Annotated in this window: 20 protein-coding genes; 14 read left to right on the top strand and 6 right to left on the bottom strand. The window is 64.5% G+C overall.

What is annotated here, in order from left to right; genetic code table 11:
• Position 1: 1 nt before the first annotated feature.
• The 11 genes from urtC (at position 2) to dtd (ending at position 14,300) form a co-directional block, all read left to right on the top strand.
• Positions 2-1,111: an urea ABC transporter permease subunit UrtC gene (gene urtC / locus RT513_RS02120; RefSeq protein ID WP_290689775.1), complete on the top strand. Its 1,110-nt coding sequence runs from the start codon at positions 2-4 to the stop codon at positions 1,109-1,111.
• Complete coding sequence (gene urtD, locus RT513_RS02125) at positions 1,108-1,878, top strand: urea ABC transporter ATP-binding protein UrtD (protein ID WP_290689776.1); 771 nt, start codon at positions 1,108-1,110, stop codon at positions 1,876-1,878. The genes urtC and urtD overlap by 4 nt, the downstream gene beginning before the upstream one ends.
• Before the next feature lies 1 nt (position 1,879).
• Positions 1,880-2,584, top strand: coding sequence for an urea ABC transporter ATP-binding subunit UrtE (urtE, locus tag RT513_RS02130; protein ID WP_088216240.1), 705 nt, complete (start codon positions 1,880-1,882; stop codon positions 2,582-2,584).
• Between the two features lie 85 nt (positions 2,585-2,669).
• A complete protein-coding gene (locus RT513_RS02135; RefSeq protein ID WP_088216241.1) occupies positions 2,670-4,541 on the top strand; it encodes an autotransporter assembly complex protein TamA in 1,872 nt (623 codons plus the stop codon).
• Positions 4,541-8,698: a translocation/assembly module TamB domain-containing protein gene (locus tag RT513_RS02140; protein WP_290689779.1), complete on the top strand. Its 4,158-nt coding sequence runs from the start codon at positions 4,541-4,543 to the stop codon at positions 8,696-8,698. Before RT513_RS02135 ends, RT513_RS02140 begins: the two co-directional genes overlap by 1 nt.
• Before the next feature lie 213 nt (positions 8,699-8,911).
• Positions 8,912-9,772, top strand: a complete 861-nt coding sequence (locus RT513_RS02145) for a PRC-barrel domain-containing protein (RefSeq protein WP_088216243.1) — start codon at positions 8,912-8,914, stop codon at positions 9,770-9,772.
• 135 nt (positions 9,773-9,907) lie between these two features.
• Entirely contained in the window at positions 9,908-10,426 is a 519-nt protein-coding gene (locus tag RT513_RS02150; RefSeq protein ID WP_290689780.1) for a DUF1269 domain-containing protein, read from the top strand.
• Positions 10,427-10,527: 101 nt separating this feature from the next.
• Positions 10,528-11,655, top strand: coding sequence for an SPFH domain-containing protein (locus tag RT513_RS02155; RefSeq protein WP_088216245.1), 1,128 nt, complete (start codon positions 10,528-10,530; stop codon positions 11,653-11,655).
• A gap of 6 nt (positions 11,656-11,661) precedes the next feature.
• Positions 11,662-12,837, top strand: coding sequence for a primosomal protein N' (replication factor Y) - superfamily II helicase (locus RT513_RS02160; RefSeq protein ID WP_256947362.1), 1,176 nt, complete (start codon positions 11,662-11,664; stop codon positions 12,835-12,837).
• Between the two features lie 72 nt (positions 12,838-12,909).
• Entirely contained in the window at positions 12,910-13,869 is a 960-nt protein-coding gene (locus tag RT513_RS02165; protein ID WP_088216246.1) for a phosphoribosylaminoimidazolesuccinocarboxamide synthase, read from the top strand.
• Positions 13,866-14,300, top strand: coding sequence for a D-aminoacyl-tRNA deacylase (dtd, locus tag RT513_RS02170; protein ID WP_088216247.1), 435 nt, complete (start codon positions 13,866-13,868; stop codon positions 14,298-14,300). The genes RT513_RS02165 and dtd overlap by 4 nt, the downstream gene beginning before the upstream one ends.
• Before the next feature lie 255 nt (positions 14,301-14,555).
• Here dtd and RT513_RS02175 read toward each other — a convergent pair whose 3' ends face one another.
• Positions 14,556-15,476, bottom strand: a complete 921-nt coding sequence (locus RT513_RS02175; protein WP_088216285.1) for a DMT family transporter — start codon at positions 15,474-15,476, stop codon at positions 14,556-14,558.
• A gap of 127 nt (positions 15,477-15,603) precedes the next feature.
• On the opposite strand from RT513_RS02175, the gene RT513_RS02180 reads away from it, so the two are divergent.
• From RT513_RS02180 to RT513_RS02190, 3 genes are all read left to right on the top strand, one after another.
• On the top strand, positions 15,604-16,068 hold the full coding sequence (locus RT513_RS02180) for a peroxiredoxin (protein WP_290689786.1): 465 nt from the start codon (positions 15,604-15,606) through the stop codon (positions 16,066-16,068).
• Positions 16,069-16,283: 215 nt separating this feature from the next.
• Positions 16,284-17,621 carry a M23 family metallopeptidase gene (locus tag RT513_RS02185; protein WP_290689787.1) on the top strand — a complete coding sequence of 446 codons (1,338 nt, stop codon included), beginning with the start codon at positions 16,284-16,286 and terminating at the stop codon, positions 17,619-17,621.
• Positions 17,611-18,093: a polymer-forming cytoskeletal protein gene (locus RT513_RS02190; protein WP_088216250.1), complete on the top strand. Its 483-nt coding sequence runs from the start codon at positions 17,611-17,613 to the stop codon at positions 18,091-18,093. Before RT513_RS02185 ends, RT513_RS02190 begins: the two co-directional genes overlap by 11 nt.
• Positions 18,094-18,153: 60 nt before the next feature.
• Here RT513_RS02190 and pgi read toward each other — a convergent pair whose 3' ends face one another.
• From pgi to RT513_RS02215, 5 genes are all read right to left on the bottom strand, one after another.
• On the bottom strand, positions 18,154-19,764 hold the full coding sequence (gene pgi, locus RT513_RS02195) for a glucose-6-phosphate isomerase (protein WP_290689788.1): 1,611 nt from the start codon (positions 19,762-19,764) through the stop codon (positions 18,154-18,156).
• Positions 19,765-19,767: 3 nt separating this feature from the next.
• Positions 19,768-20,436 carry a 6-phosphogluconolactonase gene (gene pgl, locus RT513_RS02200; RefSeq protein WP_290689790.1) on the bottom strand — a complete coding sequence of 223 codons (669 nt, stop codon included), beginning with the start codon at positions 20,434-20,436 and terminating at the stop codon, positions 19,768-19,770.
• 21 nt (positions 20,437-20,457) lie between these two features.
• On the bottom strand, positions 20,458-21,915 hold the full coding sequence (zwf, locus tag RT513_RS02205) for a glucose-6-phosphate dehydrogenase (RefSeq protein ID WP_088216253.1): 1,458 nt from the start codon (positions 21,913-21,915) through the stop codon (positions 20,458-20,460).
• 106 nt (positions 21,916-22,021) lie between these two features.
• Complete coding sequence (speB, locus tag RT513_RS02210; protein WP_290689791.1) at positions 22,022-22,972, bottom strand: agmatinase; 951 nt, start codon at positions 22,970-22,972, stop codon at positions 22,022-22,024.
• Between the two features lie 30 nt (positions 22,973-23,002).
• Positions 23,003-23,587, bottom strand: coding sequence for an HNH endonuclease (locus tag RT513_RS02215; protein WP_035740629.1), 585 nt, complete (start codon positions 23,585-23,587; stop codon positions 23,003-23,005).
• Positions 23,588-23,720: the final 133 nt, after the last annotated feature.

Consider the following 23,720-nt stretch of genomic DNA (forward strand, 5'->3'; position numbering starts at 1 on the left):
AATGCAGGGCACCTTTTTCAACCGCCGTCTTGTCGTCGCGCTCATCGTGCTGTTCATCGTCATCGTCGCGGTGCCGGTGGGCAACCTGATGATGGAGCAGCGGCCCATTCCTTCCTACATCGTGGCGCTGATCGGCAAATACTTCTGCTACGCGCTGCTCGCCGTGGCGCTGGATCTCGTCTGGGGCTACTGCGGGATCCTGTCGCTCGGGCATGGGGCGTTCTTCGCGCTCGGCGGCTATGCGATGGGCATGTATCTGATGCGCCAGATCGGGGATCGCGGCGTCTATGCCAATCCGACACTGCCCGATTTCATGGTGTTCCTGAACTGGCAGGACCTGCCGTGGTACTGGCAGGGCTTCAACCACTTCCCCTTCGCCATGCTGATGGTGCTGTTCGTCCCGGGATTGCTCGCCTTCGTCTTCGGCTGGTTCGCCTTCCGCAGCCGGGTGACGGGGGTCTATCTGTCGATCATCACGCAGGCGATGACCTATGCGCTGATGCTCGCCTTCTTCCGCAACGAGATGGGCTTCGGCGGCAACAACGGGCTGACCGATTTCAAGGACATCCTCGGCTTCCCGATTCAGGCCGACAGCACGCGGGCGGCGCTCATGGTGATCTCGGGCCTCGCGCTCGCCGGCGGGCTGCTGCTGGGGCGCTGGATCACCCGGTCGCGTCTCGGCCAGGTGCTGGTCTGCGTGCGGGATGCCGAAAGCAGGACGCGGTTCATCGGCTACCGGGTGGAGCATTACAAGCTCTTCATCTTCACCGTTTCGGCCATGATGGCGGGGGTGGCGGGCGCGCTCTACACGCCGCAGGTCGGCATCATCAACCCGTCGGAATTCTCCGCCGCGAACTCCATCCTCATCGTGATCTGGGTGGCGCTCGGCGGTCGGGGCACGCTGGTGGGGGCTGCGCTCGGCGCGATCATCGTCTCGTTGGCACAGACCTTGCTGACAAGCTGGTTCCCGGATGCGTGGCTCTTCTTCCTCGGCGCGATGTTCATTCTTGTGACCATCGGCCTGCCGAACGGTGTGCTGGGCGCGATCGAAGACACCGGGAAACGCTTCCGGCGTCAGCGCTCCAGCGACCCGGTGAAGGTGGAGGCATGACCGTGCACACGGCCATTCCCGGCAGCGCCACCCTTCAGCAGTTGCAACTCGACAGCGTCACCAAGACCTTCGACGGTTTCAAGGCGATCAACAACCTGTCGCTAGTGGTGGACAAGGGGGAGCTGCGCGCCGTGATCGGCCCGAACGGCGCGGGCAAGACCACGATGATGGACATCATCACCGGCAAGACCCGCCCCGATGAGGGCAAGGTGCTCTGGGAGCAGCAGCTCGACCTCACAAAACTGGACGAGGCCGACTGCGCGCAACTGGGGATCGGGCGAAAGTTCCAGAAACCCACCGTGTTCGAAAGCCATACGGTGGAGGACAACCTCCGCCTCTCCATCAAGGGAGACCGGGGGGTTCTGGCGAGCCTCTTCCACAAGACCACCTCCGCCGAGACCCGGCGGGTGGCGGAGCTGCTGGAGATCGTGCGCCTTGGCGATGCCCGCCACCGCCCCGCCGCCGACCTGTCGCACGGGCAGAAGCAATGGCTGGAGATCGGCATGCTGCTCGCGCAGGATCCGCAACTCCTGCTGGTGGACGAACCCGCCGCGGGCATGACCGATGCCGAAACGATGCGAACGGCTGAACTGCTGCGCGCCATCGCCGGGGAACGTGCGGTGATCGTGGTCGAGCATGACATGGACTTCGTCCGCGCGCTCGACTGCAAGGTGACGGTTCTCCATCAAGGCAGCGTTCTGGCGGAGGGCAGTCTGGAAACGGTGAGCGCCATGCCCGAAGTCATCGAAGTCTATCTGGGACGCTGAGATGCTGGAAGTCGATCATATCAACCTGTCCTATGGCGCGGCGCAGGCGCTGAAATCCGTCACCGTCGCCGCGCGGGAGGGGGAGGTGACGACGGTGCTCGGGCGGAACGGCGTCGGCAAGACCTCCCTGCTGCGGGCCATCGTCGGGCGGCATGGCATCACCGCAGGCGCGATCCGATGGCAGGGGGCGGAGATCGCCCGCCTCTCCCCTGTGGAGCGCGCCCAGCGCGGCATCGCCTATGTTCCGCAGGGACGGGAGATATTCCCGTTGCTCACCGTGCGCGAAAATCTGGAGACCGGCTTTGCCGCCCTGCCCCGGGGCCGGAAGGCTATACCCGACGACGTCTTCGCCCTGTTCCCGGTCCTCGGGGAGATGATGGCGCGCCGCGGCGGCGACCTGTCGGGCGGACAGCAGCAGCAGCTTGCCATCGGCCGGGCAATGGTGATGCGGCCGAAGCTTCTGGTGCTGGACGAGCCGACGGAAGGCATCCAGCCCTCCATCATCAAGGACATCGGCCGCGCCATCCGCTATCTGCGCGATGAAGCCGGCATGGCCATCCTGCTTGTGGAGCAGTTCTTCGACTTTGCCCGCGAACTGGCCGACCGCTTCTATGTCATGGACAGGGGCGAGGTGGTGATGGACGGGATACAGGTGGAGATGAGCGGCGCGCGGGAGCCGGAGTTGCGCAGGTGGCTCACCGTCTGAGGCAATGTGCCCGGACGGCTGGAAATGGGAACGGAATGCTGCATGCTAGGTTGTGTCAAAAACACAAACCAAAGGCAGGGCAGTGATGACAGACAGGACCGACGGGAAGTGGCATGCCGCCCTGCTGTGTGCAACGGCGGTCCTATGTGGTGTTTCCGTCGTGCCTGCCGTGCTTCTCGCCCAGCAGAGCCAGCCCGCTGAACAGCGCCAGCAGTCGCGCGACGGCATACACTTCAATATCCGCGGTGGTCGCGACGATGATCTCGAGACGCTTCTGCGGGGGGCTTCGCTGCTGTCGGCTGCGGCGGAAAACCGGCAGGGAGATCCGCAGGAACTCATCGCCTCCGCCAGGGCCGATTACGCGCGTCTCATCGGCGCGCTCTACTCGCGCGGATATTACGCGCCGGTCATCAACATTCTCGTGGACGGGCGAGAGGCCGCCAATATCCCCACGTTGCAGGCGCCCCGTGCCATCCGTCGCATAGATGTGAACGTCGATACCGGCCCCACCTTTCAGTTCGGTCAGGTCTCCATCGCGCCGCTGACCCCCTCCACCACCCTGCCCGCGGATCTGCGCCCGCGGGAGCGCGCACGCTCCACGCTGGTCCAGCAAGGCGTGGATGCAGCAACGACCGGATGGCGTGACGCGGGCTATGCCAAGGTCGCCACCGGCAAGCAGGATATCGTGGCCGATCACCGGCAGAACCTTCTGAACGTCGCTATCGGCATGGTGCCGGGGCCGCGCGTGAGCTTTGGCAAGCTGATCGTCGCCGGAAACGAGAATGTGCGGACGGAGCGCGTCCATGCCATTGCCGGTCTTCCGGAGGGGGAGGTGTTCAGTCCGGACGATCTGGACGAAAGCGCCCGCCGGCTGCGTCGCGCCGGGGCCTTTTCCTCCGTGGCGATGCAGGAGGCCGACCGCCTCGGGCCGGGAAATACCATGGACATCACCGCGACGGTTGTTGAATCGCTGCCCCGTCGCTTCGGCTTCGGTGCCGAGGTATCCTCCTCCGACGGGGTGAACCTGAACGGCTACTGGATGCACCGCAACCTGTTCGGAGGGGCGGAGAACCTTCGGTTCGATCTTCAGGGGCAGGGTCTGGGAAGCGGCGACGATCAGGAATACAGCATCGGCGCTCTCTTCTCCCGTCCCGCGACCTTTGACCCGGATACGACGCTGAAGCTCGGCACGCAGCTCAAACGCACGGACGAGCAGGATTACACGAGCGACAGCTTCACCATCACCGCGGGGGTGGAGCACTATTTCAACGAATACCTGACGGGGCGGATCGCGCTGGAATACGGCTTCTATCGTATTCGCGAATTCGGCGAGACGACGAACCTGCAGATCCTGTCGCTTCCGACGGGCGCGACCTATGACCGGCGCGATGACAAGCTGAACGCCACCAACGGCTATTTTCTGGAGGGCGAGGTGCGGCCCTTTTACGGCATCAACGACAACGCGGGTTCCGGTGGCCGGATCCGGCTCGATGGCCGCGCGTTCTGGAGCCCCGGCGAAAGCAGGCGCGTGGTTCTGGCGGGCCGGGTGCAGGTAGGCTCCGTTCTGGGCGCCGACATTACCGAAACGCCGCGGGAATACCTGTTCTACTCGGGCGGGGCGGGCACGGTCCGGGGCCAACCCTTCCAGTCACTCGGCGTGCCGAACCCGGATTACCTCTCGCGGGACGCAACCATCGGCGGACGGAATTTCCTCGGCCTCTCGGGTGAGGTACGCACACGCGTGACCGAGAGCATCGGCATCGTCGCCTTCTACGACGCGGGCTATGTCTCTGCCGACAAGTTCTTTGACGACAGCGGCGATTGGCAGGGCGGTATCGGGCTCGGCCTGCGCTACAACACGGGCATCGGTCCTATCCGTTTCGACGTCGGGGCCCCGCTCGGCGGGGATACGGGCAACGGTGTGCAACTTTATGTCGGTATCGGGCAGGCCTTCTGATGCGGTTTCTCATCCTTTTCATCGCCCTCCTGACCTTCTGGCTGCCAGCCCCCGTCCGCGCGCAGGACGAAGACGGTGCTTCCTATCTGGAGAGTCTGTTGCAGAGCAGCCTGTCCGGTGCGGGGCGGCAGGTCACGATCCGCGGCTTTTCCGGCGCGCTTTCCTCCACTGCGCGGATCGAAGAGCTGGCGATTTCCGACGATCAGGGCCAGTGGTTCTCCGCCCGCGACGTGGTGCTGAACTGGAGCCGCCTCGCCCTGCTGACAGGCCGCGTTCAGGTGCAGGAATTCTCCGCCGCCGAAGTGGTGCTGTCCCGGCTGCCGCAGACGGAAGCCGCGCCGCCCTCGCCGGAGGCGGAGCCGTTCTCCCTCCCCGAACTGCCGGTTTCCATAAACATCGACAGCCTGCGCATCGAGCGGCTGGACATCGGTGAGCCGGTGTTCGGCATCGCCAACGTCTCCCGCGCGACGGGTTCGGCCAATCTCTCGGGAGGAGAAGGCGCGCTTCAGCTCCGGCTGGAACGGACGGACGGTCAGCGCGGCGTGTTCAACATCGCGGGGAGCTATGCCAACACCACCCGCCACCTGAGCGTGGATGTGGAGCTTGACGAGGGCCCGGGCGGCATCGTCACCACTCTGGCGGGGCTGCCGGGCGCGCCCGCGCTCACCCTGTCTGTCAAGGGCGACGCCCCGATCGACGATTTCGCCGCCGATATCCGCCTTGCCACCGCCAATCAGGACCGTCTGACAGGGCAGGTCACCGCGCGCGCAGTGGAGGCGGGACCGGGGCAGCCAGCGGGCGCCGCACGGCATTTCACCTTCAACCTCAACGGTGACATCCGGGCCTTGCTGCCCGAGCAGTTCCGCGCCTTCTTCGGCCCGGAACTGACCCTCACGGCGGATGCCACGCGCCAGCCCGACAGCTCCATGGCGGTGCCGGAATTCACTCTGCGGGCGGAGGCCATCGATCTGAACGGCGAACTCCGCATCGCGGCCGATGGATTGCCGAGCTTTGTCGATGTGAAAGGCTCCATACACCCTCCCGCCGACGCGCAAGGGCCGGTGGTCCTGCCGATCGCCACGCCGACGGAGCTCTCGGGCGCCGATCTGGCCATCGCGTACGACGATACGGTGAGCGAGACCTGGACGATCAATATGACTGCCCGGGACTTCAAGCGGCCGGACATGACGATCTCCACCCTCCGGCTCGAAGGCGGCGGCGGTGTCATGCGGGAAACGGCGCAGGACGCGCCGCGGCTCGACGCCAACCTGCGGTTCAGCGGGGATGGCATCTCCCTTGACGACCCCGCCCTCGCCCGTGCCGTGGGGCAGCGGGTGGAGGGAACGACCGTGTTCGTCTGGCAGTCCGGCGATGGGGTGGTGACGATGCCCGTCCTGAACGTGCGGGGGGAGGATTATTCCGCCGTTGCCGATCTGGTCTTCAATGGGCTGAACGCCGCGCTCCGGGTATCCGGCAAGGTGACGGCGAGCCTCGATGACATCTCCCGCTTCTCCGATCTGGCGGGCCGTCCGCTTTCCGGCCGGGCGGAGACGCAGGCCAGCGGCGCTTTCGAGCCGCTGTCGGGCATGTTCGATGTCGTGGCGGACGTGACGGGAACGGACCTGAAGGCCGCGCAGGAGCAGCTCGACCGGCTCCTCGCAGGGCAATCCCGCATCACACTTTCCGCCAAGCGGGATGAAACCGGGACGGAAATCCGCGATGCGCAGCTTACCGCCCAGTCTCTCAGCCTGCGGGCCTCCGGCAACATCACCAGCAATGCAACGGATGTGAAGCTCAGCGGGCGGTTTGCCGATGCGCGCGTGCTCGGGCCCGGCTTCTCCGGGTCGGTGGATGTTGACGGGCGCGCCTGGCAGGTAGCCGAAGGGCTACGGCTCACGCTTGATGCGACGGGCAACGATCTCCGCGTCGGTCAGCCGCAGGCAGACGGGCTGCTGCGCGGGCAAAGCCGCATCCGGTTCGCCGGTGTGCATAACGACGATGTGCTGACCATCGACACGGCCACTGTCGATGCAACGACGCTGAACCTCACCGCGACAGGGCGTTATGCGCCCGGGAATACCGATGTGTCGCTTGACGGGGCATTCACTGACCTTTCCGTTCTGGGCCAGGGATATGGCGGCGCGGGCACGGCGACGGCACGGGTTCATGATACGCCGGAGGGTCTCCGGCTTGAGACGAACGTCTCCGGCCAGGACCTGCGGGTGGGTCAGCAGCAGGCAGATGGCCTGCTTCGGGGGCAGAGCCGCATCGACCTAGCCGCTGTGCAGAATGGCGAGCGGATTACCATCGACCGGCTCGCGGTGAATGCGACGACGCTCAAGCTCACGGCGAGTGGCCGCTACGATCCCGACGACACCGACTTGCAGGCCGCGTTCAGCTTCTCCGATCTGGGTGTGCTCGGCAGTGGGTTCCGCGGCGCGCTTACGGCCGATGCCCGCGCTCTCAGCGAGCCGGGCGGTATCCGCATCACCGCCGACAGCCGGGCCTCCGGTCTCGCCCTCGGCGGCCAGCCGGAGGTGAACGCGCTTCTGAGGGGCGACGGCACGCTCGCCCTCAATGTTCTGCGTGGGCCTGACGGCTTTCTGCAGATCGACCGCTTCGCCTTCCAGAACCCGCAGCTTTCGGCGAATGTGAACGGCGAGGTTCAGGGCGAGGCGCGGAACGTGACCGTTGATGCGCGACTGAACAACCTTGCCATCCTCGTGCCCGGCTTCCCGGGGCCGGTCACCCTGCGGGGGACTGTCGTCGATGCGGAGAACCAGCTGCGCCTCAACCTCGCGGCACAGGGTCCGGGTCAGATCGACACCCGGCTGACCGGAACCATGGCGCGGGACTTCTCCCGCTCCGATCTTGCGCTGACCGGCTCCTCCCAGCTCGGGTTGATTAACCCGTTCCTCGGCGCGCGTTCCGCTCAGGGACTGGTGCGGTTCGACCTGACGATGAACGGCCCTCTCGGGCTCAACGCTCTCGGCGGCACGGTGACGGCCAGCAATCTGCGCATCGTCGATCCGGCGCTGAACATCGCGCTGAGCGGCGGCACCGCGCGGGCGACGCTTGCCTCCGGCACCGCCCGGATAGACGCGACCACCAGCGTCGAGGGCGGCGGTACGCTGAGCGCCGCAGGAACGATCGCCATGACTGCGCCCTTTACTGCCAATCTTCAGGTCAGCGCGCGGGAGGCGCGGCTGCAGGATCCGCAGCTCTACACAACCTCTCTCACAGGATCGGTCGCGATTACCGGCCCGCTGACGGGAGGGGCAAGGATCGCGGGCACGATGAACCTCGGGCAGACGGATGTGCGCGTGCCCTCCAGCTTCGGTGGTACGTTCACCATCCCCACGATCCGTCATATTGCGGAGCCCCCCGCAGTGCGCGCCACGCGGGTGCGGGCTGACCTCATCCAGACCCAATCGGGTTCCTCCGGGGGGGGGAGCGGTATTTTCACACTCGATGTGACGATAAACGCGCCCAGCCGCATCTTCATCCGCGGGCGTGGGCTGGATGCGGAACTTGGCGGCGCCATCCATGTCGGCGGCACGACCGCGAACATCGTTCCCTCCGGGCAGTTCGAGCTGATCCGGGGACGGCTGGACTTTCTGGACCGCCGGTTTGACCTGACGAGCGGCAGCTTCTTCCTGCAAGGGAACTTCGATGCCTTCATCAACCTCACGGCACAGACCAATACCAACCGGGGCCTGACCGCGATCATCAACGTCACCGGTCCGGTCAACGATCCCGACATCAACATCACGTCCAATCCGTCCCTCCCGGAGGAGGAGGTGCTGGCGCAGATCATCTTCGGGCGCGACCTCTCCACCATCTCGCCGCTGCAGGCCGCGCAACTGGCCTCTGCCGTCGCCACCCTTGCAGGGAGCGGGGGAGATGGCCTTGTGGGGCGCTTCCGCAAGAGTGTGGGTCTGGATGACTTCGATGTGGTGACCGATGAGGAAGGCAATACGGGCGTGAAAGCGGGTCGTTACCTATCGGACAACATCTATACCGAAGTCGTCGTAGGGTCGGGTAATCAGACGCAGATCAACCTCAACCTCGACCTCAGCCGGTCGTTCACCGTTCGGGGCAGCGTGGGGGAAGACGGCAACACCGGCATCGGCATCTATTTCGAACGCGACTACTGACCCCGGCGCGCGACTACCGACCCTTGCAGATGTGAAGCGGGCAACATCCCGCTTCACTCAGCCTCCGCTTGACTCGCGAACGCATGCAACCCGGAAACGTTCCACAAAAACGCATTGATTTTGTTTATTTTTCCATGGAACGCCCACGGTTGCGCAGACGTTAGGCAGTTGTAAGTCCTGCGCACAGGACAGGCCCAACGAAAGGACCGTTCGATGAAAAAATTCCTTGTGACCACTGCCATCGTTGCGATGACCTCCATGCCGGCGCTCGCGCAGACCGCGCCTGCCGGAGGCACACCGGTGGTTGTCGAGGCGGAAGCCGTGTTCCTTGGAACCGCCATGCCCGAGGCGCTCTATGCCGACGATCTGATCGGCAAGCGGCTCTACACCAGCGATGTGGAAGTGGAAGTAAGCGCCAATTCGGCCGAACTTTCGCGTGACTGGCATCATGTCGGCAACATCAATGACCTTGTGTTGTCTCGCGAAGGTCAGATTGAGGCCGTTCTGGTCGATGTCGGTGGCTTCCTCGGGATCGGCGCCCGCACCGTCGCTGTGAACATGGACTCCATCCGTATCATCCCCGACGGCGAGAACCCGAGCGATTACTTCCTGGTGTTCACCGCAACGCGTGACGTTCTGGAGAATGCCCCGGAATATCAACGTCCCGAGCGGATGAGAAACATGGATGCCGCAACAAATGCCACGGGCGCTGCGGCGACGGGTATGGCAGCGACGGGAGCGGCCGCCGGGGCGCGCACCGGTTGGATGACGCCGAACGAAGGTTATGAGCGTGTGAAAACCGCGGGCCTTACTGCAGAACAGCTCAAGGGCGTGAAAGTTTATGACGCGAACAACACCGATGTCGGCTCCGTATCCGATTTCGTGATGACCCCGGATGGTCGCGTCGATCAGGTGATCGTCGATGTCGGCGGCTTCCTCGGGATCGGCGCAAAACCCGTGGCCCTGCCTTTTAACGAGATGGACGTTCACAAGCAGGTCGATGGGAACACCTACCGGGTTTATGTTTCCATGACCAAGGAGCAGCTTGAGGCGCTTCCGCGCCACGAAAGCTGAGCGCTTCCATCAGCATGATCGAAAAGGCCCGCGATCATCGCGGGCCTTTTTGGAAAGCGCCTCCATCCGGCGCTTGCCCAGGCCGCCGCTTGCGCCATCCTCTCTCCTGCACATTCATGGATGCAGGAGAAGCGAATGTCCGATCTGATCGTGGTTGCCTTCAATGATGAGGCGACGGCCTTTGAACTGCGGGCTGAGCTGGCCAAATTGCAGAAGGACTACCTTCTGGAGATGGATGACATTGTCGTGGTCACCCATGACGAGAACGGCAAGGTCAAACTGCATCAAGCCGTCAACATGACTGCCGCCGGCGCGGCGACGGGGTCGCTCTGGGGTCTTCTGGTAGGGGTTCTGTTCCTCAACCCGATCCTGGGGGTAGCAGTGGGTGCCGGTGCCGGTGCGCTTTCCGGTGCATTCACGGACATCGGCATCGACGACAAGGTCATGAAACAGATCGGCGAGACGCTGACCCCCGGAACCGCCGCCGTCTTTGCGCTGATCCGCTCCGCCACCGCGGACAAGGTGATGACCTCGCTTGAGCCGTTCCGGGCGAAGGGCAAGATCATCCGCACCTCGCTTTCCAATGAATCCGAGCAGAAACTGAAGGATTTCTTTGAAAAATCGCAGGCGGAGCCGCCGGCGGTTACGAGCTGAGCAAATATCTCGCACGGGGTGGCCCCGAAAGGTTATAGTTGGTCTGGCCGGGTATCGCCCGACGGACGGTTACAGAAAACGTTTTGGGGGACGCTCATCCCATGGCACTTTTCAACTTGCTAAAGGGCGAGTTCATCGACGTCATCGCATGGACGGATGATACCCGCGATACCATGGTCTGGCGCTTCGAGCGTTATGGCCACGCTATAAAATACGGCGCGAAGCTTACGGTGAGGGAAGGTCAGGCCGCGGTTTTCGTGCATGAGGGGCAGATCGCCGATGTCTTCGGTCCCGGCCTCTACATGCTGGAAACCAACAACCTGCCGATCCTCACCACGCTTCAGCACTGGGACCACGGCTTCCAGTCGCCGTTCCTGTCGGAAGTCTATTTCGTCAACACCACCCGGTTCAACGATCTGAAATGGGGGACGAAGAACCCGATCATCTGCCGCGACCCGGAATTCGGCGTGGTGCGGATCCGGGCCTTCGGCACCTATTCCGTCCGCGTCACCGATCCTGCGAAATTCATCCGGGAGATCGTGGGCACCGACGGTCAGTTCACCTCCGATGAAATCACCTTCCAGATCCGCAATGTCATCGTGCAGGAATTCTCCCGCGCCGTGGCATCGTCGCGGATCCCGGTGCTGGACATGGCGGCGAACGCCGCTGATCTCGGCCGTATCGTGGCGGAGGCCATCGCCCCCACCATCGCCAACTACGGCCTGACACTGCCAGAGCTTTACGTGGAGAACATCTCCCTCCCCGATGAGGTGGAGGCCGTGCTCGACAAACGGACCTCCATGGGCATCCTGAAGGGCGATCTGGCCGCCTATACGCAGATTTCCGCGGCCGAGGCCATGACGCGCGCCGCGGGCACACCGGGAAGCGGGATGGGTGACGGGATCGGCGCGGGTCTCGGCATGGCGATGGGCATGAACATGGCGCGGAGCGGGCCATGGGGCATGGCGCCTGCGGAAGCAGCAGCCCCCCCTCCCCCGCCGCCCGTGGACAAGGTCTGGCACCTCGCCATCGACGGAGAGGCGAAGGGACCGTTTTCCCGTGCCTCTCTCGGGCGACAGGCGACGGACGGCAGCCTGACGCGGCAGACGCTGGTCTGGACAGCGGGGCAGGATGGTTGGAAGCCTGCTGGAGAAATCCCTGAACTTGCGCAGCTTTTCACGGTCGCGCCTCCGCCGCCTCCCCCCCTGCCACCCACGGGCGGGGCCTGATCGCGAATGGCAAGCGATATCCCGCGCGTCTCCCGTCAGGGCGGCGCGGGGGCGGAAAAGGGGGTGACCACGCGTCCCGAGGGGCTCCATTTCCCCTGCTCCTCCTGCGGGGCCGATCTGGTGTTCCAGCCGGGGCAGACCTCTCTCGTCTGCCCTTATTGCGGGCATGTGCAGGATATTCCCGGCGCCACCGCCGCCGAACGGCGCCGCGCGCTGGCAGAGATCGACTACCGCGCGGCGATCGAACGGCGGCTTCCCAATGCGCTGGACGATATCCAGATACTTGCCTGCCCCAACTGCGGCGCCAAGATCGAGGTGGACGCGAACCTCCGCGCCACCACATGCCCCTTCTGTGCCACCGCGCTGGTCGGCGAACCGGCGATGGAGCAGTTGTTCCGGGCGCAGGCGGTCGTGCCCTTCGCCATCACGGAGGAACGGGCGCTGAGCCTCATGACGAGCTGGCTCGGCTCGCTCTGGTTCGCGCCGAACGGGCTTAGACAATATGCGCGCAAGGACAAGCGGCTCACCGGGATATACGTGCCTTACTGGACCTTCGACGCGCGAACGGAGACACAGTATCGCGGCCTGCGCGGCACCGTCTATGTCGAGTATCAGACCGTCACCGTGATGGTGGATGGCCGCCCCCAGCAGCAACAGCAGCCGGTGCAGAAAATCCGCTGGACGCCTGTCGCGGGCCGGGTCGCACGGGAGTTCGACGATGTGCTTGTCGTCGCCTCCACCAGCCTGCCCCGGCGGGAGGCGGAGGATTTGGAGCCATGGAACCTTGGCTCCCTCCAACCTTATGCGCCGGAATATCTCGCCGGCTTCTTCTCCGAAGGCTACACGGTCGATCTGGAGGACGGCCACGCGATGGCCCGGCAGAAGATGGATGCGGTGATCGAGGGCGACATCCGCCGCGACATCGGCGGTGATGCCCAGCAGATACAGGCCGTCAGAACCGATGCGCAGGGCGAGACGTTCAAGCATATCCTGCTGCCCGTCTGGACTGCGGCCTACAAATACAGCGGGCGGAGCTTCACCTTCGTCGTCAACGGCCAGACCGGCGAGGTGCAGGGCCAGCGTCCCTATTCGCCATGGAAGATCGCCGGTGCGGTGATCGTGGCGCTTCTGCTTGTCCTGCTGTTCATGTGGCTTGCGGAGCAGCAGGGCATGCTGCGCTGACCGCCTGCGCCATTGACAAGCCCTGCCCATTCGCCGCAACAGGGCGCATCGCCCCAGCCCCCCGGAGAGCCCATGCGCATTCTGGCCGAAGCCCGTTTCCCCGAACTCCCCCATCCCTATTTCGGCAAGGTCCGCGACAATTACGACCTGCCGGACGGGAGGCGTATCATCATCTCCTCCGACCGGCTGTCGGCCTTTGACCGGATCCTTGCCTGCATCCCGTGGAAGGGCCAGGTGCTGACCCAGACGGCGCGCTACTGGTTCGAGCGGACGGCAGACATCTGCCCGAACCATGTGCTCTCCTATCCCGATCCGAACGTGGTGGTCGGCAAGCGGCTCACCATCCTGCCCGTGGAAGTGGTCGTGCGCGGCTATCTGGCGGGCACCACGGGAACCTCTATCCTCACCCTCTACAGGAAGGGGGAGCGGGAGATGTATGGCCACCGCTTCCCTGACGGGCTGCGCGACAACGAGAAACTTCCCAAGCCGATCCTGACGCCCACCTCCAAGGAGTTCGACGGCGGGCATGACGCACCCCTCACCCCGAAGGAGATCGCGGAAGGCGGTCTGCTCACGCAGGAGCAGTGGGAAACGCTGTCGATCTATGCTCTCGGCCTCTTTGCCCGCGGACAGGAGATCGCGGCGCAGCGCGGGTTGATCCTCGTCGATACGAAATACGAATTCGGTCTGGACGAGGACGAGAACATCGTGCTGGCCGACGAAATCCACACGCCTGACAGCTCCCGCTACTGGCTGGCGGAGGGCTATGACGAGGCATTCGCCACCGGCAAGCGCCCGCCCTCCTTCGACAAAGACTTCGTGCGCGCCTGGGTGGCGGAGCGCGTCGATCCCTACACCGATCCGATCCCCGAGATTCCGGCGGAGCTGATCGAGGCGACCTCCCGCGTCTATATCGAGGCCTATGAGCGCATCACGGGCGAAACCTTCGTGCCAGACACCAGCGGTGCCACGCCGGTTGACCGGGTGCGCGACAACCTCGCCCGCGCCTTCCCCCAATACTTCGGCGCATGAGAGCGGTCGTCCAGCGGGTCAGCGAAGCCTCCGTCACCGTCGCAGGAGAGGTCGTGGGGAGGACCGGCCCCGGTTTTCTCGTCCTCCTCTGCGCGATGCGGGGGGATGACCGGATGAAGGCGGAGCAGATGGCAGCGAAGATCGTCAAGCTCCGCATCTTTGAGGATGACGCGGGCAAGATGAACCTGTCTCTCCGCGAGACAGGCGGCTCGGTGCTGTTGGTGAGCCAGTTCACGCTCGGCGCGGATACGCGCGGCAACCGTCCGGGCTTCACCCCCGCCGCACCGCCGGAGGAGGCGGAGCCGCTCTATCTGCACGTGGCCGACCGCATCCGTGCGGAAGGTATCCGGGTTGAGACAGGCGTCTTCGGCGCAGAGATGCGGGTGGCTCTGGTCAACGAAGGGCCGGTGACGATCTGGCTCGACCTTTAGCAGGGCGCCGAAAAAGGCCTCCGGGTCGGTGCGGGAGCGGAAATCGGCCGCAATCTGCGGAGATCCAGCCCGAAATCCATGCATTCATGGTGATTCCGGGGCCGATCCCGATTTCAGAGCTTTTACAGCAGCCTGTAAGGCGGCTGCCGAGACGGCATCGAGATCGGCGCCGGCGCAAGAATCGTTCGCTATCCGACGAAATCTCTCGGGGTGTTCCGGGGGCAACTTCCCCAGCAGAGTCGCTTCCGCAGCCTGTCAGCCGGCCGGCGTGGCGGCCTGCCGCTGACGCTTGCGCTCAAGCCCAAGCTGCCGCTCTCGCCATATGATGAGCAGCCCTGCCGTGACCACCAGCGATGCCCCCCAGAGCATCGTCAGCGTGGGCACTTCACCGAAGAACATGTACCCGATCGCCAGCGCGAAGATCATCGAGACATATTCGAACGGCGCCACGACCGAGGCATCGGCATAGCGATAGGCGGTGGTGATGAAGATCTGCGCGACCCCGCCCAGCAGGCCCGCCATGACGAGCAACCAGAACTCCGTCCGCGTCGGCACCACCCACCCGGGAATGGTCAAAAGCGACAGCAGGGTGGAAAACAGCGAGAAATAGAACACGATGGCGGAGACGGATTCCGTCACCACCAGCCGCCGGAGCAGCACCTGCACCAGCGCCGCGCAGGTGGCGCTTCCCAGCGCGATGAAGGCGCCCGCGGTCTCCCGCTCCGACAGCATGCCGCTCCCGAAGGCGGAAAGCCGCGGCGACAGGACGATCAGCACGCCCGCCAGCCCGAGGAGCACGCAGGAGATGCGGAACCCCCGCACCACCTCCCCCAGAAAGAGCGAGGCGAAAACCACGGTCAGCAGGGGCGCGGCATAGCCGATCGCCGTGACCTCCGGCAGCGGCAGAAGGCCCGCCGACCAGAAGTTGAGCGTCATGGAAGCGGTGCCGATCACGCCGCGCCACAAATGCCCGAAGGGGTTTTTCGTGCGCAGGCCCACGCCGAGCTGCTTTGTCGCGCCCAGCCAGATCACGATGACAAGGACTGCGAAGAAGGACCGGAAAAACACGATCTGCCCGGTGGGCACATGCTCCGTCGTGGCTTTGACAAGCGCGAGCATCACGATGAAGAGCAGCACCGAGGCGATCTTGAGGCCGATGCCGTAGAACACGTTCATGGAAAAATCCGGGAGCCTTGCCCCTCTGGCTTGCGACGATTCGGTCGGACGATCAAGCACGCATTCCATCTTTCGGATAGCTCTTGCAGCAAAGCCACGCTAGCATCCACCCCGTGAGGAGAATGCCATGATCGAAGCTGGCCAGCCCGCCCCGGATTTCACCTTGCCGCTGAGCGACGGGAGCAGCGTGACGCTTTCGGCCCTGCGCCCGCGCAATGTGGTCGTGTATTTCTACCCCAAGGCAGACACACCCGGCTGCACGACGGAGGCGCTCGATTTCTCGGCCCTGCTGCCGGATTTCGACGCGGCAGGGACGACGGTCATCGCCATTTCCAAGGATCCAGTCGCTGCGCATGAGAAGTTCGCCCGGAAGCATGGCCTGTCCGTGCTGCTGGCCTCCGATGCGGAGGGCGACACGGCGGAGCGCTACGGGGTCTGGGGCGAGAAGAAGATGTACGGCCGCACCTTCATGGGTCTGACGCGGGCGACCTTCCTGATCGACGGTGGTGGAAACGTCGCAAGGGTGTGGCCGAAAGTGAAGGTCGCGGAGCACGCGGCGGAGGTGCTGAAAGCCGCGCAGGAGTTGCGTTAGAAGCAAGTGATTCTCCTGCAACGATTTGCTGATAATCTGCACGACTGAATGAAACCGGCAAGATCTCGCCGACAATAACCCCCCTTTGGCAAGACGGCGCCATGAAATGTCGTGGATTGTTGCCCGTCCATCCCATCGCCAGTAAGGACCGGGGATGTGAAGCCCCGGAAGCGGCCTTCACCCTCCTTACTGAAAACGACATACGGGACAGTAGTGTGACGGGGCGTCTGACCAACCGACTGAATGCCGCGCTTGAGCGCCGCCTGCCCGAGAAACGGGTCTTCCTGAAATCCGACACGGAAACGCGGTTCATCCGCCTCCGCCCGCTGACACAGGCGGCTCTGCTTGCCGGGACCACCCTGGTTGTCGGCTGGACGATCCTGTCCTCTGCAGTGTTCGTGATGGATGCCATCGGGGCGGGCGGTGTCCGGGAGCAGGCCCGGCGGGAGCAGATGGTCTATGAGGCCCGGCTGAACGACCTGTCGGACGAACGGGATCAGCGGGCGGCGGAAGCATCTGCGGCACACGAGCGGTTCAATGTCGCTCTCGGCGGTGTCTCCGATATGCAGACGGCGCTCCTGTCCTCCGAAGACCGTCGCAAGGAACTGGAAACCGGGCTTGAAGTGGTGCGCCAGTCGCTGCGCAAGGCCCTTACGGAGCGCGACGATGCGCGCACCCAGCTTGCCCTGCTCCAGACTGAAGTCGATCAGAAGCAGGACGAGGGCCTGACCGCCGCCCGGCTGGAGGATGAGCGGCGCACGCTCGACTATCTCACCGCCGCGCTCAGCACGACTGCCTCAGAGCGGGACAAACTCTCCCAGCAGGCGACGGAAGCCCAGCAGCAGGCGGACATGCTCGCCCTTGAAAAGCGGCTGATGCAGGATCGCAACGAGCAGATCTTCGCACGGCTGGAAGAGGCGGTCAGCGTTTCCATGGAGCCGCTGGACAAGATGTTCAAGTCGGTGGGACTGTCGGCCAGCAAGGTCATCACAGAGGTGAAGCGCGGCTACAACGGCCAAGGCGGGCCGCTGGTGCCGATGGGGATTTCCACCAAAAGCTCCCCCCTCGACGCGGATACCGAGCGGGCCAATGGTGTGCTCGGCTCGCTCGACCAGATCAACCTCTACCGCATGGCGGCGGAGAAGGTGCCCTTTGCGCTCCCCCTCCAGACCGCGTTCCGTTACAGCTCCGGCTTTGGCGGACGCTCCGACCCTTTCCGCAAGAGCCGCGCGCGGCATGACGGGGTGGATATGGCCGGCGCGCACGGGAGCCCCATTCTCTCCACCGGCGAAGGGGTCGTCACCTTTGCCGGCTGGGCGTCGGGCTATGGTAATCTGGTCAAGATCCAGCACGATTTCGGCCTGGAAACCCGCTATGGGCACATGTCCAAAATCCGCGTGAAGGTCGGGCAAAAGGTGTCGCGCGGGGACCGGATCGGTGATATGGGCAGTACAGGACGCTCGACCGGCACCCATCTGCATTATGAGGTGCGCGTCGGCGGAACCCCTGTGAACCCGATGACCTACATCAAGGCGGCACAAGATGTTTTCTAAGAGCAGGATTCAGGAACCGGGACCGAAGGCCACAGAGCCCGCAGCGGATGTTCCGGTCGCGAAAGGCAGCATGGACTACGCAAGCACGACCCCCAAGACCAAACCTCCCGCCTCGGTTCTCTCTTCCGACCTGACGGTGACGGGCAACATCAAGACGAGCGGCGACATTCAGGTCGAAGCGAATGTGGAGGGTGACATCCGCGCCCATCTGCTGACCGTGGGGGAACAAGCCACGATCAAGGGGGAGATCGTCGCGGACGATATCGTCATCAACGGCCGAGTGATCGGGCGGGTCCGTGGCCTGAAAGTCCGCCTGACCTCCACCGCACGGGTGGAAGGCGACATCATCCACAAGACCATCGCCATCGAATCCGGTGCGCATTTCGAAGGTTCCGTGCAGCGGCAGGAAGACCCGCTCTCCAACGGCAAACCGGCAGCCCTTGCGGCACCCGGCGCCGTTGACGCAGTCTGAACACGCGCCACGCTGAAGTTCGAAAAGGCGCCTCTCGGGGCGCCTTTTGCATTTTCTGGATCAGTGGGATTGGGCGGAATCCCGGATGTAGTTCACCAGCATCCGCGTGGATGCGTCACGCTTTTCCGCGCCCTGTTTGCCCTGAACCACGGGGACCAGCGTCGCGGCAAGCTCCTTGCCCAGCTCCACACCCCATTGGTCGAAGCTGTTGATGCCAAGGATCACCCCTTCCACAAACACGCGGTGCTCATAAAGGGCGATGATCTGGCCCAACACAAAGGGGGTGAGCAGCCGATAGATCAGCGTGGTGGAGGGACGGTTGCCCACGAATACCCGGTGGCGCGCCTGCCGCTCCAGTTCCGCTCCCGTCAACCCTTGGGCGGCCACCTTCGCACGCGCCTGCTCAAGGCTCCGCCCCCGGACAAGCGCCTCCGCCTGCGCAAGACAGTTGGAGATGAGAAGCTGGTGCTGATAGTTGTACTCCGGCTCATGCCCCTCTGCTGCAACAAGGAATTCGCAAGGCACGATGCGCGTTCCCTGATGGATGAGCTGGAAGAAGGCGTGCTGTCCGTTCGTTCCCGGCTCCCCCCAGACGATCGGGCCGGAGTTCACCGTGAGATCCGAGCCATCCATCCGCACCCGCTTGCCGTTCGACTCCATGTCGAGCTGCTGGAGGTAGGCGGCGAGTCGCGACAGGCGCTGATCATAGGGCAGCACGGCGCGGGTCGCATAGCCGCAGACCTGCGCATGCCAGATGCCGATCAAGGCCAGCATGACGGGGATATTGTCGACCAGCGGCGCGGTGCGGAAATGCTCGTCCATCGACTGACCACCGGCGAGGAAGCGCCGGAAATTCTCGCTGCCGATGGCGATCATCAGGCTGAGGCCGATCGGCCCCCACATCGAGTAGCGCCCGCCCACCCAATCCTCGAATCCGAAGACCCGCTCCTCCGGGATACCGAAGGCGCAGGTCTTTTCCAGCGAGGTGGACAGCGCCACGAAATGGCCTGCGGGCTCCAGGACCGTGCCCGAAAGCCAGCGGCGCGCGGCCTCCGCATTGGCCATCGTCTCCTGCGTCGTGAAGGTCTTGGAAGCGACGATGAACAGGGTCGAATGGGGGTCGAGCGCATCCAGCGTATCGTGGATATGCGCGCCATCGACGTTGGAGACGAAATGCACCCGTGGCCCGGTGTGATAGGGCCGGAGCGCGATCGTCGCCATCGCCGGGCCAAGATCGGAGCCACCGATACCGATGTTGACCACATCCGTCACCCGGCGGCCTGCCACGCGGAACCGCCCGGATCGCACATGCTCGGCAAAGCGGCACATCCTGTCCAGCGTTTCCCGCACCTCGGGCATCACGTCCTGTCCGTCAACCACAACCTCCCGGTCGAGATCGCGGAGCGCGGTATGCAGGACGGCGCGGTCTTCGGTTTCGTTGATCTTGTCCCCGCGGAACATCGCTTCCCGCCGGTCCATGACGCCGGTTTCCCGCGCGAGCTTCAGCAGCAGGTCCCGCCCCTCATGGTCGAGGTTGGTCTTGGAATAATCGAACAGAAGGTCGCCCAGCCGGATGGAGAACTCCTCCACCCTTTCATCGGTCAGCAGCGACAGGATCGTGCGGTCTTCGTGGCTCTCCCGATAGGCGGAAAGCTCTTTCCAAAGCGTCATAGTTTACTCCGACCAGTGAATGCGCGCGCGGTCCAGCACAAGGGCGACAGGCGCCTTCAGCGCCCCTGCCCCCGCCGATCCGCCTTGCGGCAGGCCCTGCAGGGCCTTCCGTTTGTCTTGGCCCGCGATCAGCAGATGCACCTGCCGCGCATCCGCCAGAACCTCCGCCGACAGGCTCACCCGCGGCTCGCCTGCCGCTGCGGCCCGGATTTCCACCACCGGGGGAGCATCGAGCGCAAACGCGGCCTTCAGCCCCTCCGCCCCCGGAAACAGGGAGGCGACATGCAAATCCGCCCCCATGCCGAGCAGCAGGACATCTATGGGGAGAAGCGCGCTGACCGCTTCCCGCACCGTCTCCGCATCCTCGCCCCAAAGCGGCTGGAAACCGGCCGAACTGGCGGGCCCGGTGAGCAGCCGCTCCCGGATCAGCCGTGCGTTGGAGCGGTCGGAGTCCTCGGGCACCTGACGTTCGTCCGTAGGCAGGACCGTCACCCGCGCCCAATCGAGGGGCACGGCGGACAGCAGGTCAAAGACCGGGCCGGGCGTCGTCCCCCCCGGCACGGCAAGCGTGACGCGATCCTGTGTTTCAAGCGCGGCCTCCAGATCGGCGGCGATGGCTTCGGCAGCACCGGCGGCCCATTGGGCGCGGTCGGGATAGTCGATGAAATCCAACTCGTCCTCCTTGCGGCTTGGTCAGCCTGTGCGCATCTCGCGCCAGCGGCGCCCATCCCGATGCATGAGCATCAGCGCCTCCTCCGGGCCGGTGCTGCCGGGATCATACAGGTTCGGGCGGTCGCCGCGCCCTTCGACCGCCGCCAGGACCGGGTCGGCCCAGGCCCAGGCGGCCTCAACCTCATCCCCGCGCATGAACAGCGTCTGGTTGCCCCGGATCACATCCATGATGAGGCGCTCGTAGGCGTCGGGCATATCGGTCCCCTCCTCCCCCAGCGCCTCGGCGAAAGACATGTCGAGCGGCACCTGAACCAGACGCATTCCGCCCGGCCCGGGTTCTTTGATCATCACTTCAAGCGTGATGCCCTCATTCGGTTGCAGACGGATGACCAGCGTGTTCGCGCGCCAGCCTTCGGCCTCGTCGAAAAGCGAATGCGGCGGCTCCTTGAAGACGACCGCGATTTCCGACGTCCGGGCCCGCAGCCGCTTGCCGGTGCGCAGGTAGAAGGGCGTGCCCTTCCAGCGCCAGTTGGAGATCCGGCAGCGCAGCGCGATGAAGGTCTCCGTCCGGCTGGAGGCGGCCTGAATGTCCTGAAGATAGCTCGCCATGCCGCTGGCCGCGGTATACTGCCCGCGAACGATATCTTCCGACCCCACCGGATCCAATGCGCGGATCACCTTCAGCTTCTCATCCCGCACCGCGTCGGGGTCGAAGTGATAGGGGGGCTCCATCGCGATGAGACAGAGGAGCTGCATCATGTGGTTCTGCACCATGTCCCGCATGGCGCCCGCATCATCGTAATAGCCTGCACGCCCCGCGACGCCGACCGTCTCGGCCACGGTGATCTGCACGTGATCGACATACTGGGCGTTCCACAGCGGCTCGAACAGGATGTTGGCGAAACGCACCGCCATCAGGTTCTGCACCGTTTCCTTGCCCAGATAGTGATCGATCCGGTAGATCTGGCCTTCATCGAAATGCCGCGCCAGGACGGCGTTCAGCGCCCGCGCGGTGGACAGGTCATGACCGAAGGGTTTTTCCACCACGATCCGGCTGTCGCGATCAGCGATCCCGTGGTTGTGCAGCCGTTCCGCCAGCGCGCCGAACAGGCTGGGCGCGACGGAAAAGTAAAAGGCATGCACCACGCCGGGGCGGATTCGGGTGGCCAGCTCCTTCCATCCCTCCTCCCCCGTCGCATCGATGGGCACATAGGACAGGTGAGCGATGAACCGGTCCAGCGCATCCGTATTGCTTTTCGCGCCGTTCACGAATTCAAGAACGGCGTCCCGGGCGAAGCCGCGAAACTCCTCCTCCGTCATGGAGGAGCGCGCAGCGCCGATGACCCGCGCGCCTTCCGGCATCTGACCATCCAGGAAGCGGCGGTAAAGCGACGGGAAGATCTTTCGACGGGCGAGATCACCCGTTCCGCCGAAAACCACGAGGTCGAAGGGATCGACCGGGATGATACGCGAGACCATTTTCTTCCTTTGCGACCGCACGATGGAAAGACCGCCTCCCCCAACGATTTCCGAGTCGGACTGTAGCATTCATGCGGTTAATGGAAAGTGGGGATACCGGCCGGTCCTATTCGGCCATCACGCAGAGGATCTCGAAAAGCAGCGAGGCCGCGAGCCAGGCCGTCCCACCCGACTGATCGAAGGGGGGCGACACCTCGACCAGATCGGCGCCCGCAAGGGTGAGCCCCCTCAGTTCCCGCACCACGGAAAGCGCCTGAAATGCGTTCGGGCCACCCACTTCGGGCGTACCGGTGCCCGGGGCAAAGGTCGGATCGACGAAGTCGATGTCATAGGAGAGATAAGCCGGCTCCTCCCCCACGATGCTGCGCGCCTCCGCCATGACATCGGGAATGCCGCGGGCAAAGAATTCCTCGATGCGGATGATGCGGATGCCGTTCGCACGGGCGAAGTCGATGTCATCGCTGTCATAGCAGGTGCCCCGGATGCCGATCTGCACCATGCGCTGCGGGTCCAGAAGCCCCTCCTCCACCGCGACACGGAACGGGTTGCCATGGGTCAGGGCGCGGCCACCGAAATAGGGCGGATAGAGATCGGTATGGCTGTCGAAATGCACGAGACCAAGAGGCCCCTCCGCCGCCAGCGCCCGCAGCACCGGCAATGTGCAGAGATGATCGCCGCCCACCGAAATGGGCCGGATGTCCGTGGCGCGCAGGCGGGAGATGGCCTCCGTGATGCGGGCGAGGGTATCCGTCGTATCCACGGGATTCGGCCCGACATCGCCCAGATCGGCGCAGTTCCGGGCCTCGAACGGACGGAGGCCGGTGACGGGATGCTGCGCCCGGATCATGGTGGAGGCGTCACGGACCTGCCGTGGCCCGTGCCGCGCCCCGGGGCGATTGGAGGTGCCCCCGTCCCACGGCAGGCCGATGAAGCCGATATCGACATCCGCATGGCGGGGATGCTCCGGCGTCACATACGGCAGGCGCATGAAGGTCGGCACACCGGCAAAGCGCGGCAGGCTCATGCCGGAGACCGGCTGAAAGAAATTGTCTGTCATGATGTCCCTGTGTCTGGTCCGCCGGACGTCTTATGCGTCCAGTTCGGCATCCCAGTATAGGAAGTCCATCCACGTCTCGTGAAGATGGTTCGGCGGGAAACGGCGACCGTGGTTGTGCATCTCATCCGCCGTCGGCGGTTTCGGCGGGCGGGTGAGGCGCATTCCCGCCTGTTTGAGCGACTTGTTTCCCTTGCGCAGATTGCAGGGGGAACAGGCGGCCACCACATTTTCCCAGCTCGTGACCCCGCCACGGGAGCGGGGAACCACGTGATCGAAGGTGAGATCCCCGCGCGAGCCGCAATACTGGCAACAGAATTCGTCCCTCAGAAAAAGATTGAAGCGCGTGAAAGCCACGCGCTTCTGGGGTTTGACGAATTCTTTCAGCACCACGACGGAGGGTATTCGGAACTGCGCCCTCTGGCTCCGCACGGTCTGGTCGTATTCCGCGACGATGGACACCCTGTCGAGAAACACCGCCTTCACCGCCTCCTGCCAGGGCCAGAGCGAGAGGGGGTAGTAGGACAGCGGGCGGTAATCGGCATTCAGAACCAGCGCCGGGAAATGCCTGAGCGACGCCGGCTCCCGCACGAAACTCGTCCTGAAATCGCCATCCATACGCGCCACACTCCCTGCTGCGGAGCACCGGGCAGAGCCGGTTTGGGGGGGCAGGAGCACCGCCCCGACAGCGTCACTATATCTGGCGTTTTCCATCAGGCAAGCCCCGCGATGCGGTGGGTTCGCCAAAGGA

Origin of the sequence: Haematobacter sp. (assembly GCF_032102465.1) — a bacterium.
GTDB lineage: Bacteria > Pseudomonadota > Alphaproteobacteria > Rhodobacterales > Rhodobacteraceae > Haematobacter.

Coding starts and splice junctions, on each gene's coding strand:
- RT513_RS02175 (WP_088216285.1), bottom strand. CDS start 15,476: ATGAACGTGTTCTACGGCATCGGCCTCAAGATCGCCTCGGTGCTGCTC.
- RT513_RS02180 (WP_290689786.1), top strand. CDS start 15,604: ATGATCGAAGCTGGCCAGCCCGCCCCGGATTTCACCTTGCCGCTGAGC.
- RT513_RS02160 (WP_256947362.1), top strand. CDS start 11,662: ATGGCAAGCGATATCCCGCGCGTCTCCCGTCAGGGCGGCGCGGGGGCG.
- RT513_RS02135 (WP_088216241.1), top strand. CDS start 2,670: ATGACAGACAGGACCGACGGGAAGTGGCATGCCGCCCTGCTGTGTGCA.
- RT513_RS02140 (WP_290689779.1), top strand. CDS start 4,541: ATGCGGTTTCTCATCCTTTTCATCGCCCTCCTGACCTTCTGGCTGCCA.
- urtC (WP_290689775.1), top strand. CDS start 2: ATGCAGGGCACCTTTTTCAACCGCCGTCTTGTCGTCGCGCTCATCGTG.
- RT513_RS02145 (WP_088216243.1), top strand. CDS start 8,912: ATGAAAAAATTCCTTGTGACCACTGCCATCGTTGCGATGACCTCCATG.
- speB (WP_290689791.1), bottom strand. CDS start 22,972: ATGACAGACAATTTCTTTCAGCCGGTCTCCGGCATGAGCCTGCCGCGC.
- zwf (WP_088216253.1), bottom strand. CDS start 21,915: ATGGTCTCGCGTATCATCCCGGTCGATCCCTTCGACCTCGTGGTTTTC.
- RT513_RS02165 (WP_088216246.1), top strand. CDS start 12,910: ATGCGCATTCTGGCCGAAGCCCGTTTCCCCGAACTCCCCCATCCCTAT.
- RT513_RS02150 (WP_290689780.1), top strand. CDS start 9,908: ATGTCCGATCTGATCGTGGTTGCCTTCAATGATGAGGCGACGGCCTTT.
- RT513_RS02190 (WP_088216250.1), top strand. CDS start 17,611: ATGTTTTCTAAGAGCAGGATTCAGGAACCGGGACCGAAGGCCACAGAG.
- RT513_RS02215 (WP_035740629.1), bottom strand. CDS start 23,587: ATGGATGGCGATTTCAGGACGAGTTTCGTGCGGGAGCCGGCGTCGCTC.
- urtD (WP_290689776.1), top strand. CDS start 1,108: ATGACCGTGCACACGGCCATTCCCGGCAGCGCCACCCTTCAGCAGTTG.
- urtE (WP_088216240.1), top strand. CDS start 1,880: ATGCTGGAAGTCGATCATATCAACCTGTCCTATGGCGCGGCGCAGGCG.
- pgi (WP_290689788.1), bottom strand. CDS start 19,764: ATGACGCTTTGGAAAGAGCTTTCCGCCTATCGGGAGAGCCACGAAGAC.
- RT513_RS02155 (WP_088216245.1), top strand. CDS start 10,528: ATGGCACTTTTCAACTTGCTAAAGGGCGAGTTCATCGACGTCATCGCA.
- dtd (WP_088216247.1), top strand. CDS start 13,866: ATGAGAGCGGTCGTCCAGCGGGTCAGCGAAGCCTCCGTCACCGTCGCA.